The 15,595-nt window shown below is 64.8% G+C and carries 13 protein-coding genes; all 13 read right to left on the minus strand.

The window, feature by feature from the left end:
* Nucleotides 1-34 precede the first annotated feature (34 nt).
* Nucleotides 35-1,327, minus strand: coding sequence for a YeaH/YhbH family protein (locus QF040_RS00645; RefSeq protein WP_306877676.1), 1,293 nt, complete (start codon nucleotides 1,325-1,327; stop codon nucleotides 35-37).
* Nucleotides 1,328-1,375: 48 nt separating this feature from the next.
* Entirely contained in the window at nucleotides 1,376-3,298 is a 1,923-nt protein-coding gene (locus tag QF040_RS00650; RefSeq protein ID WP_013540330.1) for a PrkA family serine protein kinase, read from the minus strand.
* 722 nt (nucleotides 3,299-4,020) lie between these two features.
* A complete protein-coding gene (gene dnaJ, locus QF040_RS00655) occupies nucleotides 4,021-5,160 on the minus strand; it encodes a molecular chaperone DnaJ (protein ID WP_013540331.1) in 1,140 nt (379 codons plus the stop codon).
* 108 nt (nucleotides 5,161-5,268) lie between these two features.
* On the minus strand, nucleotides 5,269-7,209 hold the full coding sequence (gene dnaK, locus QF040_RS00660) for a molecular chaperone DnaK (RefSeq protein ID WP_429609273.1): 1,941 nt from the start codon (nucleotides 7,207-7,209) through the stop codon (nucleotides 5,269-5,271).
* 113 nt (nucleotides 7,210-7,322) lie between these two features.
* Nucleotides 7,323-7,889, minus strand: coding sequence for a nucleotide exchange factor GrpE (gene grpE, locus QF040_RS00665; RefSeq protein ID WP_080559369.1), 567 nt, complete (start codon nucleotides 7,887-7,889; stop codon nucleotides 7,323-7,325).
* 155 nt (nucleotides 7,890-8,044) lie between these two features.
* Nucleotides 8,045-8,395 carry an FKBP-type peptidyl-prolyl cis-trans isomerase gene (locus QF040_RS00670; protein ID WP_013540334.1) on the minus strand — a complete coding sequence of 117 codons (351 nt, stop codon included), beginning with the start codon at nucleotides 8,393-8,395 and terminating at the stop codon, nucleotides 8,045-8,047.
* 78 nt (nucleotides 8,396-8,473) lie between these two features.
* On the minus strand, nucleotides 8,474-8,899 hold the full coding sequence (locus QF040_RS00675) for a winged helix-turn-helix transcriptional regulator (protein ID WP_429609274.1): 426 nt from the start codon (nucleotides 8,897-8,899) through the stop codon (nucleotides 8,474-8,476).
* Between the two features lie 179 nt (nucleotides 8,900-9,078).
* Nucleotides 9,079-9,930, minus strand: coding sequence for an archaetidylserine decarboxylase (asd, locus tag QF040_RS00680; protein WP_429614589.1), 852 nt, complete (start codon nucleotides 9,928-9,930; stop codon nucleotides 9,079-9,081).
* Nucleotides 9,931-10,042: 112 nt separating this feature from the next.
* A complete protein-coding gene (locus QF040_RS00685; protein WP_429609275.1) occupies nucleotides 10,043-11,035 on the minus strand; it encodes a Bug family tripartite tricarboxylate transporter substrate binding protein in 993 nt (330 codons plus the stop codon).
* A gap of 62 nt (nucleotides 11,036-11,097) precedes the next feature.
* Nucleotides 11,098-12,162 (minus strand): lactonase family protein, encoded by a 1,065-nt coding sequence (locus QF040_RS00690; RefSeq protein WP_429609276.1) that lies wholly within the window; start codon nucleotides 12,160-12,162, stop codon nucleotides 11,098-11,100.
* 10 nt (nucleotides 12,163-12,172) lie between these two features.
* Nucleotides 12,173-13,156, minus strand: a complete 984-nt coding sequence (locus tag QF040_RS00695; protein WP_307604963.1) for a tripartite tricarboxylate transporter substrate binding protein — start codon at nucleotides 13,154-13,156, stop codon at nucleotides 12,173-12,175.
* Between the two features lie 72 nt (nucleotides 13,157-13,228).
* On the minus strand, nucleotides 13,229-13,990 hold the full coding sequence (locus QF040_RS00700; protein ID WP_307643114.1) for an SDR family NAD(P)-dependent oxidoreductase: 762 nt from the start codon (nucleotides 13,988-13,990) through the stop codon (nucleotides 13,229-13,231).
* Between the two features lie 20 nt (nucleotides 13,991-14,010).
* Nucleotides 14,011-15,594: a galactarate dehydratase gene (garD, locus tag QF040_RS00705; protein WP_429609277.1), complete on the minus strand. Its 1,584-nt coding sequence runs from the start codon at nucleotides 15,592-15,594 to the stop codon at nucleotides 14,011-14,013.
* Nucleotide 15,595 lies beyond the last annotated feature (1 nt).

Here is a 15,595-nt window from a genome sequence, read left to right on the forward strand (position 1 = left end):
GTGCGAGGTTGCTTGGGGCGGCCCGGCGCGGCGTTCATGAGGTGACCCCTTCCTTCTTGAACAGGTCGCGGAACACAGGGTAGATGTCCTGCGCGTCAGCGACCTTGCGCATCGCGAAGTTGGGCTGCACGCCTTCGAGCTGCGCGTACTCCTGCCACAGGTTCTGCTCGGTCTCTGCCACCTGCACGTAGGCGTAGTAGCGCACCACCGGCAGGATGTCGTTGACCAGCAGCTCGCGGCAGCGGCCGCTGTCCTGGTGCCAGTTGTCGCCGTCGCTGGCCTGCGCGCCATAGACGTTCCATTCGCCGCTGGGGTAGCGCGCCTTGATGATCTCGTCCATCAGCACCAGCGCGCTCGAGACCACGGTGCCGCCGGTTTCGGTCGCGTGGAAGAACTCTTCCTCGGTCACTTCCTGCGCCTGCGTGTGGTGCCGCAGGAAGACGAGGTCGATCTTCTCGTAGTGCCGCGTGAGAAACATGTAGAGCAGCATGAAGAAGCGCTTGGCCATGTCCTTGCGCGCCTCGTCCATCGAGCCCGAGACGTCCATGAGGCAGAACATCACCGCCTTCGCGCTGGGCACCGGCGTCTTCACGCGGTTGCGGTAGCGCAGGTCGATCGGATCGATGTAGGGCACGTGCCGCATCGTGCGGCGCAGCTCGGCGATGCGCTCTTCGGTTTCGCGGATCTCCGTCTGGATCAGCGCCGAGGCGGCCTGCGGATGCGCCTTCAGGTGTTCGAGATGCAGCTCCAGCCGCTTGAGCTCCTTGCGTGGTTCGCCGCCGAGCGCGATGCGGCGCGCGAGCGCCCCGCGCATCGAGCGCACCACGTGCAGGTTGTTGGGCGAACCGTCGCTCGTGAAGCCGGCGCGGTGGCTCTTCCACTCGGGCACGTCGGCGATCTGCGTGCGGATGAGGTGCGGCAGCGCGAGGTCGTCGAAGAACACGCGCATGAACTCCTCGCGCGTGAGGCGGAAGACGAAGTCGTCCTCGCCTTCGCCGCTGTCGCCCGCCTCGCCGCTCCCGGAACCGCCGCCGCCCTGGCCGTCGGGGCGTGCGATGCGGTCGCCCTTCAGGTACTCCTGGTTGCCCGGATGCACGTACTCGCGATCGCCGCCGCGGGCGTGCCCGAATACCGGTTCGGACACATCGTGGCGCGGCAGGGTCACGTCTTCGCCTTGCTCCAGTTCGCGGATGTTGCGGCCGCTCACGGCGCGCCGCACCGCCTCCTGGATCTGCCCCTTGTAGCGCCGAAGGAAGCGCTCGCGGTTGCCAATGGACTTGTTCTTGCCCGATAGCCGGCGGTCGATGATCTGCTGCAGGATGGCCACGATGGTGTCAAAGCTCCTTGCAAAGAAGAGAACGATTCAGGTGCGTCGTTATGAACTCTTGCGAACGCGCAGGTACCACTCGCAGAGCAGGCGGACCTGCTTGGCGGTGTAGCCCTTCTCGACCATGCGCGTGACGAAGTCCTCGTGCTTCTTCTGCTCGTCGGCGCTGCTCTTGGTGTTGAAGCTGATCACCGGCAGCAACTCTTCGGTGTTGGAGAACATCTTCTTCTCGATCACCGCGCGAAGCTTCTCGTAGCTGGTCCACGCCGGGTTGCGCCCCGCGTTGCCCGCCCGTGCGCGCAGCACGAAGTTGACGATCTCGTTGCGGAAGTCCTTCGGGTTGCCGATGCCGGCGGGCCGCTCGATCTTCTCGAGCTCGGCGTTGAGCGAGGCGCGGTCGAACACTTCGCCGGTGTCCACGTCGCGGAACTCCTGGTCCTGGATCCAGTAGTCGGCGTAGGTCACGTAGCGGTCGAAGATGTTCTGGCCGTACTCGCTGTAGCTCTCCAGGTACGCGGTCTGGATTTCCTTGCCGATGAACTCGGCATAGCGCGGCGCCAGCAGCTCCTTGATGTAGCTGATGTACTTCTGCTCGACCTCCGGCGGGAACTGCTCGCGCTCGATCTGCTGCTCGAGCACGTACATCAGGTGCACCGGGTTGGCGGCCACCTCGGAACTGTCGAAGTTGAAGACCTTGGAGATGATCTTGAAGGCGAAGCGCGTGGAGACGCCGCTCATGCCCTCGTCGACGCCCGCGTAGTCGCGGTACTCCTGGATCGACTTGGCCTTCGGGTCGGTGTCCTTGAGGTTCTCGCCGTCGTACACCTGCATCTTGCTGAAGGTGCTGGAGTTCTCGGGTTCCTTCAGGCGCGTGAGCACCGAGAGCTGCGCCATCATGCGCAGGGTGCCGGGGGCGCAGGGCGCCTGCGCCAGCGACGAGTTGCGCACCAGCTTCTCGTAGATCTTGATTTCTTCCGAGGCGCGCAGGCAGTAGGGCACCTTGACGATGTAGATCCGGTCGAGGAAAGCCTCGTTGTTCTTGTTGTTGCGGAAGGCCTTCCACTCGCTCTCATTGCTGTGCGCGAGCACGATGCCGTCGAACGGGATGGCGCCGAAACCCTCGGTGCCCTTGAAGTTGCTCTCCTGCGTGGCTGTCAGCAGCGGGTGCAGCACCTTGATGGGCGCCTTGAACATTTCCACGAACTCCAAGAGGCCCTGGTTGGCCAGGCACAGGCCGCCGGAGTAGGCGTAGGCGTCGGGGTCGTCCTGGGCGTAGGTCTCCAGCTTGCGGATGTCGACCTTGCCGACCAGCGAGGAGATGTCCTGGTTGTTCTCGTCGCCGGGCTCGGTCTTGGCGACCGCGATCTGCCGGAGCACCGAGGGGAAGCGCTTGACCACCTTGAACTGGCGGATGTCGCCACCGTATTCCTCCAGGCGCTTGACGGCCCAGGGAGAAAGAATTCGATTCAGGTAACGGCGCGGGATGCCGTATTCCTTTTCAAGGATCTCGCCGTCTTCGAGCGCATCGAAGAGGCCGAGCGGCGATTCGTTCACCGGCGAACCATGGATCGCATAGAAGGGCACATGCTCCATGAGCTGCTTCAGGCGCTCCGCGATGGAGCTCTTGCCGCCGCCGACCGGCCCGAGCAGGTAAAGGATTTGCTTCTTTTCCTCCAGCCCCTGCGCGGCGTGGCGGAAATAGGACACCACCTGTTCGATGGCGTCCTCCATGCCATAGAACTCCTTGAACGCCGGATAGATCTTGATGACCTTGTTGGCGAAGATCCGCGAAAGCCGGGGGTCGTTGCGGGTATCGACCAGCTCGGGCTCGCCGATGGCCTTGAGCATTCGCTCGGAGGCGGTGGCGTAAGCGGTGGGATCGCGCTTGCAGATATCGAGATATTCCTGCAGGGAGATCACCTCCTCGCGGGTGCGCTCGTAGCGGGCGGCAAAGTTGCTGATCACATCCATGGTCACGCCTCCATCAGGTCAGTGGGGCTTTTGGCCCCGGAGCCTGCAGCAAAGGCAATGCGCGCATTTAAAGGTGCCCGCCCCCGCTGCATGCGGTGAAAAAACTCCCTACAACATTCTGCTAACAATCAGGATAAAGCAAACATTCAAAGCGGCAAATGTTTTATTTATTGGGGACCCCACTCCTGAGTAAAGTTCCAAAAAAATACAAACTAGTTTTCAAAATTTCAGATAAATTAAAAGGCTCGCTTGCGCAATTCTCTCCGGGTGAAATGCCTATATCGAACGACATTGGTGTTTTCCCGAGAACACAACTCCTATTGAGCGCAGTAGCTCAATAAAAAAGATCCTCTCCTGCAATAACGCGCGATCTGTCGTTTGGTTTATTGCACATCCGAAAATTATCTAAAAGCAATCCTCGCGCCACTTTTTCATGAGCGGCTGGCGCATGCCGGCGTGGGAAAGCAGCGCAGCGCCCGGTCGGTGCGTACCGTCACGGTGCGGAGGGCACCGGCTCTGTGCTCTACGGCGCTTGCAAGGGCTTGGATGCACCGGCTTGACGAAGTGGGGCTGGACGTCGCAAGGAAAGACGACAAAGCAGAGCCCGCAGACGAAGAAAAGCCCCGAGGCCCTGAAGCAACCGGTGCTCGCAGAGGCTCGAGGCCTGATCGTTCCCGCACACCCTTGGTGCCGGGCGGCGTAACGGGTCTTTCTCTCTCAGGTCAGCTGAAGAATTCCTTGGCCTTGTCGAACCAGCCCTTGTCGGTCGGGCTGTGCTTGTCGCCGCCCTTCTTGAGCGACTCGTCCAGTTCCTTCAGCAGCTTGCGCTGGTGCTCGGTGAGCTTCACCGGCGTCTCGACGCGCACATGGCAGTACAGGTCGCCCGGATAGCTCGAGCGCACGCCCTTGATGCCCTTGCCGCGCAGGCGGAACTGCTTGCCGCTCTGCGTGCCGTCGGGGATGTCGATGGCCGCCGCGCCCTTGAGCGTAGGCACGCTGATCTCGCCCCCGAGCGCCGCGGTGGTCACGCTGACCGGCACCACGCAGTGCAGATCGTCGCCGTCGCGCTCGAAGAGCTCGTGCTTCTTCAGGCGAATTTCGATGTACAGGTCGCCCGGAGGCCCGCCGTTGGTGCCCGGTTCGCCGTTGCCGGTGCTGCGGATGCGCATGCCGTCGTCGATGCCGGCGGGGATCTTCACCTCGAGCGTCTTGTTGTTCTTGATCTTGCCCTGGCCATGGCACACGGTGCAGGGCTCGGGAATGATCTTGCCGCTGCCGTGGCAGGTCGGGCAGGTCTGCTGCACGCTGAAGAAGCCCTGGCGCATCTGCACCGCGCCCGCGCCGTGGCAGGTGGTGCAGGTGATCGGCTTGGTGCCGGGCTTGGCGCCCGAGCCTTTGCAGGTGTCGCAGTTGTCCCAGCTGGGAATGCGGATCTGTGCTTCCTTGCCCTCGGCCGCTTCCTCGAGCGTGACTTCCATCGCGTAGCTCAGGTCGCTGCCGCGGAACACCTGGCGCCCACCGCTCTGGCGGCCGCCGCGCGCACCGCCGAACACGTCGCCGAAGATGTCGCCGAAGGCTTCCGCGAAGCCGCCGAAGCCTTCCGCGCCGGGGCCGCCGCGCATGTTGGGGTCGACGCCGGCGTGGCCGTACTGGTCGTAGGCCGCGCGCTTCTGGCCGTCGGACAGCATTTCGTACGCTTCCTTCACCTCCTTGAACTTGGCCTCGGCGTCCTTGCTGGTGTCGCCGTGGTTGCGGTCGGGGTGGTGCTTCATCGCTAGCTTGCGATAAGCCTTCTTGATTTCGTCGTCGTTCGCGTTCTTGGGGACGCCGAGGGTTTCGTAGTAGTCGCGTTTGGTGGCCATGGCAGGTCGATCAGGGGGCTCGGGAGGCAGCGGGAACTCGGGTGGCTTGAAGCGAGAAAGGCTGGAGCACCCCGTGGGGTGATCCAGCCTTGGTCAAGCGGCTGGCGATCAGCCCTTCTTGACTTCCTTGACTTCGGCGTCGACCACGTTGTCGTCGGCCTGCGCATGCGCAGCAGCTTCCGCGCCAGCCGGTCCGCTCGCTGCCGAGGCGCCCGCCGCCGCGGCTTGCGACTCGGCGTACATCTTCTCGCCGAGCTTCTGGCTTGCCGTCATCAGCGTGTTGGTCTTTTCCTCGATCACGGCCTTGTCTTCACCCTTGAGGGCTTCTTCGACGTCCTTGATCGCGGCTTCGATCGCTTCCTTCTCGGCGGCCTCGAGGCTCGCACCATGCTCGCCCAGCGACTTCTTCACGCTGTGAACCATGGCTTCGCCCTGGTTGCGGGCCTGCACGATCTCGAGCTTCTTCTTGTCGTCTTCGGCGTTGAGCTCGGCGTCCTTCACCATCTTCTGGATCTCGTCTTCGCTCAAGCCCGAGTTCGCCTTGATGGTGATCTTGTTTTCCTTGCCCGTGCCCTTGTCCTTCGCGCCGACGTGCAGGATGCCGTTGGCGTCGATGTCGAAGCTCACTTCGATCTGCGGCGTGCCGCGCGCTGCCGGCGGAATGCCTTCGAGGTTGAACTCGCCCAGTGCCTTGTTGCCCGAGGCGATCTCGCGTTCGCCCTGGAACACCTTGATCGTCACGGCCGGCTGGTTGTCTTCCGCGGTCGAGAAGGTCTGCGCGAACTTCGTCGGGATCGTGGTGTTCTTCGTGATCATCTTGGTCATCACGCCGCCCATGGTCTCGATACCGAGCGACAGAGGGGTCACGTCCAGCAGCAGCACGTCCTTGCGGTCGCCCGAGAGCACCTGGCCCTGGATGGCGGCGCCAACGGCCACGGCTTCGTCGGGGTTCACGTCCTTGCGCGGTTCCTTGCCGAAGAAGGCCTTCACCTTTTCCTGCACCTTGGGCATGCGGGTCATGCCGCCGACCAGGATCACGTCGTTGATGTCGCTCACGCTGATGCCTGCATCCTTGATGGCCAGGCGGCACGGCGCGATGGTGCGCTCGACCAGCTCGTCGACCAGGCTCTCCAGCTTGGCGCGGGTGAGCTTGATGTTCAGGTGCTTCGGACCCGAGGCATCGGCCGTGATGTAGGGCAGGTTGATGTCGGTCTGCGCGCTGTTCGACAGTTCGATCTTGGCCTTTTCAGCGGCTTCCTTCAGGCGCTGCAGTGCCAGCACATCCTTGCTCAGGTCGACGCCCTGTTCCTTTTTGAACTCGGCAATGATGTAGTCGATGATGCGCTGGTCGAAGTCTTCGCCGCCGAGGAAGGTGTCGCCATTGGTCGACAGCACTTCGAACTGCTTCTCGCCGTCCACGTCTGCAATTTCGATGATCGACACGTCGAAGGTGCCGCCGCCCAGGTCATACACGGCGATCTTGCGATCGGCCTTGTCCTGCTTGTCCAGGCCAAAGGCCAGGGCCGCAGCGGTGGGCTCGTTGATGATGCGCTTGACGTCCAGGCCCGCGATGCGGCCAGCGTCTTTCGTGGCTTGGCGCTGTGCGTCGTTGAAGTACGCCGGCACCGTGATCACGGCTTCGGTGATGGTTTCGCCGAGATAGTCTTCGGCGGTCTTCTTCATCTTGCGCAGGATGTCGGCGCTGACCTGCTGCGGCGCCATCTTCTTGCCGCGCACTTCGACCCATGCGTCGCCGTTGTCGGCCTTGGCGATGGTGTAGGGCATCAGGTCGATGTCCTTCTGCACTTCCTTTTCCTCGAACTTGCGGCCGATCAAACGCTTGATCGCGTACAGCGTGTTCTTGGGGTTGGTGACCGCCTGGCGCTTGGCCGAGGCACCGACCAGCACTTCACCGTCTTCCTGGTACGCGACGATCGACGGCGTGGTGCGCGCACCTTCCGAGTTCTCGATCACACGCGTGGTGTTGCCTTCCATGATCGACACGCACGAGTTGGTGGTGCCGAGGTCGATGCCGATGATCTTTGCCATGTTCTTTACTCCTGAAAGCCTGAAAAAAATGTTGTTATGAACTTGTGGATAACCCGGCTCGATTCAAGGGGATGGAGCGGGGATTTCCTGTGGGAATCGTGTGTGCGGATGACTTACTTCGGCGCGCTGACCGTGACCAGCGCCGGGCGCAGCACGCGCTCGTTGATCGTGTAGCCCTTCTGGAGCACGCTCACCACGGTGTTGGGTTCCTGCTCGGGAGCGGGCACCACCGAGATGGCCTGGTGCTGGTGCGGATCGAACCTGGTGCCGGCGGCGGGCGCCACTTCGATCACCTTGTTGCGCTCGAGCGCGCTCTTCAACTGGCGCAGCGTGGCTTCGGCGCCTTCGCGGATCTGCTCGGGGGTGGCGTCCTTGATGGCCAAGCCGGCTTCCAGGCTGTCGGTCACCGGCAGCAGGCTTTCGGCAAAGGCCTCGACCGCGAATTTGCGGGCCTTGGTGATTTCGTCGTCGGCACGGCGGCGGGCGTTTTGAACGTCGGCCTGGGCGCGCAGGTATTGATCGGCCAATTCGGCGTTCTTGGCTTGCAGCGCAGCCAGCTCGCCTTGCGCCGCGGCCAAGGCGTCGGCTTCATTGGCGGCCTGCGCGGCCTCCAGTTCTTCGGGACTGGGCTCGCCTTGCAGCATTTGCGAATTCTGTGCGGATTGTTGCGGGTCAGACATTTTTCAAAGAACGGCGTGCGCCGGGAAAACAAACGATAGCCAGCCACTTGGGGCTGGCCAGAGGCATTTCAAGCGAAAAAATGCGGAAAAAGGGGCCGTGGAGGCATGAAAAAGGCCCGAAATCGGGCCTGTGCGCCAACCGTGGCAGGGAGCGATCAGTGCGCGTCGAGCAGTTCGACGTCGAACTTCAGGGTGGCGTTCGGCGGGATCACGCCACCGGCGCCGCGGGCGCCATAGCCCAGCGATGCGGGAATGATCAGCGTGCGCTTGCCGCCGATCTTCATGCCGGCGACGCCTTCGTCCCAGCCCTTGATGACCTGGCCGGCGCCGAGCGAGAACGCGAAGGGGTCGTTGCGGTCGCGGCTCGAATCGAACTTGGCGCCTTGCACGCCGTCGTTGTAGAGCCAGCCGGTGTAGTGCACATGCACGTGCTGGCCAGCCTTGGCTTCGGCGCCGGTGCCGACTTCGGTGTCTTCGTACTGGAGGCCGGAGGGAGTGGTAGGCATGGGAAAACGCTCCTTGCGTCGATGAATGGTGAATTGGATCGAAGGCGCGGAGTTTACCGATGCCGGCTGACGGCCTCTTCAGCTCGTCGTGTCGGCGGGCGGCGAAGGGGGAGCAGAAGAAGGCGAGGAGGAAGAAGGAGCCGGAGATGTGACGGGCACCGCCGGCGCAGCAGTGGCCGTGGGAGCAGCCGGTGCGGCCGCCTTCTTGAGTTGCCCCAACTGCCATTTGCCGGCAAAGGCCTGCAGGTCGGACAGCCGCTTGAGCAGGTCCTGCCCGCTCAAGGTGAGGCAATAGCCGTCGCTGCCGTGGCTCACGAGGCCGGCCTCGCGCAGTTCCTTGATGCGGGTGTTCAGGGTGTTGGGAGTGATGCCGCCCACGCTGTCCTGCAGCAGGCGGAAGGTCTGGGCATGGCCGTCGCGCAGGGCCCAGAGCACACGCAGCGCATAGCGGGCTTCGAGCAGTGCGAGCAACTGGCTGACGGCTGCGTTTTCCTTGGTACTCATCGACATCATCTCCTCGAAGCTGGGCGGGCTGCGGGCCTCTGGCTGGCCGATGCCGCGCGCTCTTGTTTGTGATTGGTTATGGACCGTCCTGCTGGCCGGCGACTATAGCGCAAACGATGTGGATGCTACTAGTTTTATAGCTGTAAGGGCATGCTGCATGCGGGCTGTGAGACAAAGCCTCACAAATTCGTGTAGTTGGCCATGGCTTCGCCCAGACGGATCGCGCGGGTGGGCGACCAGTCGGGGTTGAACGCCAGCGCGGGCGCCGGGAACAGCATGACAACGGTCGAGCCGAGCAAGAAACGGCCCATCTCGTCGCCCTTCCTGATGTCGATCTGCTGGTCGTTGTAGCTCCACTCGCGCAGCTCGCCCACGCGCGGCGGATTGACCACGCCGTGCCACACGGTGGCCATGCTGCCGACGATGGTGGCGCCCACGAGCACCAGCACGAAGGGGCCGCGCGCCGATTCGAAGACGCACACCACGCGCTCGTTGCGCGCAAAGAGGCCGGGCACGCCGCGCGCGGTGGTCGGGTTCACCGAGAACAGGTCGCCGGGCACGTGGATCATGCGCACGAGGCGCCCGTCGCACGGCATGTGGATGCGGTGGTAGTCCTTGGGGCTCAGGTAGAGCGTGGCGAAGCTGCCGTGCGCGAACTTCGCTGCCAGCGCCGCGTCGCCGCCGACCAGCGCGGTGGTCGTGTAGTTGTGGCCCTTGGCCTGGAAGATCTGGTCGCCTTCGATCGCGCCGAACTGGCTGATGGCGCCGTCCACAGGGCTGACGAGGTCGGCCTGCGCGAGCGGGCGCATGCCGGGCTTGAGCGCGCGCGTGAAGAACTGGTTAAAGCTTTTGTAGTGCTCGATGTCGGACTCGAGCGCCTCGCCCATGTCGACGCCGTACTTGGCGACGAAGCGGCGAATGATCCACGTCGTGACGGCACCGCGTTCCTTCCCCGCGACCCAGCCGGCGAAATTGGTCAGGGCCTGCTTGGGGAACAGGTATTGGGGCAGAACTGCGGAGCGGTCGGACACGTTGTGGGAAGCCTCGAATGCGGATCGGAGGGGCATTCTATAAAGCGCCCTCCCCAAGAAGCGTAGGAAGCTTCCCTCGGTTGTGCGTGGGTGCCGGCCGGCGGCGAACGACTTACTCCGCCTTGATGCCGGCAGCCTTGATCACCCCGGCCCACTTCTCGACCTCGGCCTTCTGGAACGCCGCGATCTGCGCCGTCGAGAGATCTGCCGGCTCCATGCCGAAGCCCTTGAGCTTGTCCTGCATTTCGGGGGTTGCGAGGATCTTGCGGATCTCCGTGTGCAGCCGCTCGACGACCGGTGCCGGCGTGCCTGCGGGCACGAAGATCGCCTGCCACGACACCACTTCGAAATCCTTCAGCCCAGCGATGCCCGATTCGGCCACCGTCGGCACGTCGGGCATCGAGGCCAGTCGCTTGGCGGAGGTGACCGCAATGGCGCGCAGCTTGCCGCTCTGGATGTGCGGGCCCGCCACCACCGTCGTGTCGAACATCATGTCGACCTGGCCGCCTATGACGTCCTGGATGGCCGGGCCGCTGCCCTTGTAGGGAATGTGCGTGAACTTCACGCCCGACTTGAAGGCCAGCAGTTCCAGCGACAGGTGCTGAGACGTGCCCGTGCCCGCCGAGGCCGACGAGAGCCCGCCCGACTTCGCCTTGCTCGCGTCCAGCACGTCCTTCAGCGTCTTGTAGGGGCTCGCCTGGTTCACCACCAGCACCACCGGGTTGGTGCCGATCAGCGTCACCGGCGCGAACGACTTCTGCGGGTCGTAGCCGATCTTGGGATACAGGCTCACGTTGATCGCGTGCGAGCTGATCGTGCCGCCCACCAGCGTGAAGCCATCGGGCGCCGCGCGCGCGCCGATCTCCGAGCCCACGCTGCCGCCGGCGCCGCCCTTGTTGTCGATGATCACGCTCGTGCCCAGCACGGTGCCCAGCTTCTGCCCGATCAGCCGGCCCAGCACGTCGGTGGTGCCGCCCGCGGGAAAGGGCACGAGGTAGGTGATGGCCTTGCCCGTCGGCCAGGTGTTGCTGCTCTGCGCGAACGCGGGCAGTGCCGTGGCGAGCGAAGAGGCGAGGGCGGTTCGAATCAGTGTGCGGCGTTGCATGTCTTTGTCTCCAGTGTGTTGATGGGCGATCGGCGTTGGGGCGATGGGCGGACTTCAGCCGTTCAGGGCAGGTCCACGATCTCGATCCAGTTCGGGTTCTTGCCCACGGCCAGGCGCTCGGGCTTGCCGAGTGCGCCGGTCGCGGCATCGATGGCGTAGAGCGAAATGCTGTGCGACTCCTGGCCCGCCGCGATCAGGTAGCGGCCGCTTGGATCGATCGCGAAACCGCGCGGACCTTTCTCGGTCGGCGTCTGGCCCAGCGGCTGCAGTTGTCCGGTGGCCGCGTCGACCTTGAACGCCGACAGCGTGCTCGACGTGCGTTCCGACGCATACAGGTAGCGGCCGTCCGGCGTCAGGTGCAGGTCGGCCGCCCAGGGCTTGCCGCTGAATCCGGCGGGCAGCGTGGTCGTGCTCTGCGCGAGCTTCAGCGTGCCGCGTGCGGCATCCCACGCGAACACGTGCAGTGCCGCATCGAGTTCATCGAGCAGGTAGACATGGCGCTGCGCCTTGTCCCAGACGAAGTGGCGCGGTCCGGCTTTTGCCGCGGTCGTCGTCAGCGCCGGGTCGTTCGGCGACAGCAGGCCCTTCTCGGCATCGAAGCGCCAGCTGGAAATGTTGTCGCCGCCCAGGCTGGTCGCGAGCACGTAGCGATTGGCGGCATCCGCATGGATCGCGTGCGCGTTCGGTCCAGTCTGCACCAGTTGCTGGATGGCGCCGACGGTGCCGTCCTTGCCGATGGCGTTCACCGAGATCTTGCCGCCCTGGTAGGAGGCCGCGAAGAGCCACTTGCCGCTCGCGTCGAGGTCGATGTTGGCCATGCTGTCGGCGAGCGGCGCCTCGCCGAGCTTCTGCAGCTTGCCGGTGGCGGCGTCGATCGACATCGACGCCACGCGGAACGGCTGCGAGCGCAGCGCGGCATACAGCACGCGCTTGTCGTGGCTCACCACCATCGGCATCACCGTGCCGCCGACCGCGAGCGTCTGCACCGGCGTGAGCGTGCCCTTGTCGCGGTCGAGCGCGAGCACCGAGATCTCCTGGCTGTCGGCGTTCGACACGTAGACCCAGGTGGCGGCAGAAGCTTGGCCGGCCATGACCAGCCACAGCAGCGATGCGATGGTTTTTTTCATGACCGCGTGCTCAGGGCTTGATGTTGAGCTTGGTGATCAGCTGCTTGAAATACACGTTGTCCTTGGCCAGCGTCTCCTTGAAGACGGCGCCGTCGGTGTAGACGTAGCCCAGGTTCTGCTTGTCCATCACCTCGTGCATCAGCGGCTCGGCGGCCGTCTTGGCGGTGATCTCGCGCAGCTTGGCCATTACTTCGGGCGGTGTGTTCTTCGGCGCGCCGATGCCGCGCCAGGTACCGATCGACAAATCGATGCCGCGCTCCTTGGCGGTCGGCACCTTCTCGAAGCCCTTCACGCGTTTGTCGGCCATCACCATCAGCACCTTGAGCTTGCCGCCCTGCACATGCGTCGTCACTTCGGCCGGGCTCACGGCCACGGCTTCGATGTGGCCGCCCAGCAGCGCGAGCACCGCGGGCGCCGCACCCTGGAACGGGATGTGGCCGAACTTGGTGCCGGTCTTGTCTTCGAGCGCCGCGGCCGCCAGGTGCCAGATCGAGCCATTGCCCGAATTGCCCACGCGGATGCTCTCGGGCGACTTCTTCGCGGCGGCGAGGAATTCTTCGATGGTGTTCCACGGCGCATCGGCCTTCACGGTGATCGCTGCCGGATCGGCATTGAGCTGCGCAATAGGCTGGAAGTCGTCGTAATTGAACTTGGCCAGGCCCAGATGCGGCAGCGTGAGCAGCTCGACCGTGAGCACCGCGAGCTTGTAGCCGTCGGGCTTGGCGTTGATCACCTCGGTCCAGCCGATGGCGCCGCCCGCACCTGGGCGGTTGACGATCACGATGCTCTGCGAGATGTGCTTGCGGCTCGCTTCCGAGAAAGCGCGCGCAAGGCCGTCGGTGCCGCCGCCCGGCTGATAGGGCACGAGCAGTTCGATGGTGCGGTTCGGGAAGTCGTTGGCGGCCTGCGCGAAGGCCGCCGGGGCCAGGCCGAGCGAGAGCGCGGCGGTGGCCGAGAAGGCTGCAAGGCCGCGAACGAGGGTGCTTCTTTTCATGATGTCTCTTGTCTCCGTTGTTGATCTGATCCACGAACGGCCCCGTGGCGAGGGCCGTCTCTCCAAACAATGTCAGGGCATGTACTGCCCGCCATTCACCTCGATGACCTGGCCCGTCACATAGCCCGAGAGCTGCTCCGAGGCGAGATAGAGAAAGGCACCCACGCATTCCTCGGGCTCGCCGATGCGGCCCATCGGAATGCTCGCCCTGAAGTTCTCCAGCATCGCAGGCGTCGAGAAGCGGTCTTGAAAGGGCGTCTGGATCACGCCCGGCGCGACCGCGTTCACGCGGATGCGGTCGCCCACCAGTTCCTTCGCGAGGCCGTGCGTCGCGGTGCTCACGAAGCCCTTCGATCCCGCATACAGATACGCGGCCGGCCCGCCGCCGGTGCGCGCCGCGACCGAGGTCACGTTGATGATGTTGCCGCCGCCCTGCGTGCGCATCAGCGGCACCACCTCGCGGCAGAACGCGAGCACCGAGCGCGCGTTGATGTGCATCACCTCGTCGAACAGCGCATCGTCGAATTCGGCGATGGGCACGCGCTTGACCAGGCTGCCGGCGTTGTTCACCAGCACGTCGATGCGGCCGAGCTGCGCCGCGCTTTCCTTCACGCAGGCGCGGATCGCAGCGGTGTCGCGCACGTCGGCCTTCACCGTGAATGCGGTGCCGCCGGCGGCGCGGATGGTTTCCACCACCTGGTTCGCGGCATCGGCCGAGCTGTTGTAGTGCACCGCCACGCGCATGCCGCGCGCGGCGAAGGCGATGGCCACCGCGGCACCGATGCCGGTGCTGGCGCCGGTGACGAGCGCGGTCTTGTCCTTGAGGTCTTCCATGGATGCTTCCTTTCGATGTGTCAGGTCACGGGTGCGGGGTTGAACAGCACGAGCGCGTTGTGCAGCTTCCAGTGCTCCGCCCAGGTTTTCTTCTTGCCGCTGGCCACGTCGAGCATCAGCCGGAACAGCTCCCAGCCCACGTCCTCGATGGTGGCGTCGCCGTCGGCAATGCGGCCCGCGTTCACGTCCATCAGGTCGTGCCAGCGGCGCGCGAGGTCGCTGCGCGTGGCGACCTTGATGACCGGCACTTCGGCGAGGCCATAGGGCGTGCCGCGGCCGGTGGTGAAGATGTGCAGGTTGATGCCCGCGGCCAGTTGCAGCGTGCCGCAGATGAAGTCGCTGGCGGGCGTCGCCGCGTAGATCAGGCCCTTCTGCCTGGCCTTCTCGCCGGGCGAGAGCACGCCGGTGATCGGCGCGGAGCCCGACTTCACGATCGAGCCCATCGCCTTCTCGACGATGTTGGAGAGCCCACCCTTCTTGTTGCCCGGCGTGGTGTTGGCGCTGCGGTCGACGCGCCCCTTCTGCAGGTAGGCGTCGTACCAGGCCATCTCGCGGATCATGGCCTCGGCCACTTCGGGCGACGAGGCGCGCGAGGTGAGCTGGTCGATGCCGTCGCGCACCTCGGTGGTTTCAGAGAACATCACGGTGGCGCCCGCGCGCACCAGGAGGTCGGTCGCAAAGCCCACGGCCGGGTTCGCGGTCACGCCCGAGAAGGCATCGCTGCCGCCGCACTGCACGCCCACCACGAGTTCGCTCGCGGGCACGGTCTCGCGGCGGCGTGCATTCAGGCGCGCGAGATGCACCTCGGCCTGGCGCATCACCGAATCGATCATCGACATGAAGCCGACGTGCGCGTCGTCCTGCAGGCACACCACATCGAGCGGCGCATCGGCGGTAGCCACGTTCTCGCCGCGCTGGTCGGCGATCGGAATGGTGCCCGGCGGCAGCAGGCGCTCCGGCTGCAGCTTCTCGCAGCCCAGGCTCACCACCATCACCTCGCCGCCGAAATTCGGGTTGAGGCTGATGTTGCGCAGCGTGCGGATCGGAATGATCGCGTCGGGCGCATCGATGGCGACGCCGCAGCCGTAGCTGTGTTCCAGCGCCACCACGTCGTCGACGTTCGGAAACTTCGGCAGCAGCTCGGCCTTGATGCGCTGCACCGCGAACTCGGTGACGCCGGCCACGCACTGCACGGTCTGCGTGATGGCCAGGATGTTGCGCGAGCCCACCGAGCCGTCGGCGTTGCGGTAGCCCTCGAAGGTGTAGCCCTCCAGCGGCGGCAGGGCAGGGGGCTTGACCGTCGCGATGGGCAGGCCGTCGAGCTCGGGCGCCGTCGGCATGCGCATCACGCGTTCGTGCACCCAACTGCCGCGCGGCAGCGCCTTCTGGGCGTAGCCGATCACCACGTTGTAGCGAACGATGGCATCGCCTTCGGCCAGGTCGGCGAGTGCCACCTTGTGGCCTTGCGGCACGTTGTCCACCAGCACGAGGCCATCGGCGAACGTCGCGCCGGCCTTCAGGCCACCGTCGTTCGCGACGATGGCGACGTTGTCGGCCGCGTGGATGCGGATGTAGAGCGGGGGGCGGGTGTTCGTCTCGGCCATC

This window comes from Variovorax sp. W2I14 (assembly GCF_050435205.1).
Taxonomy (GTDB): Bacteria; Pseudomonadota; Gammaproteobacteria; order Burkholderiales; family Burkholderiaceae_C; genus Variovorax; species Variovorax paradoxus_C.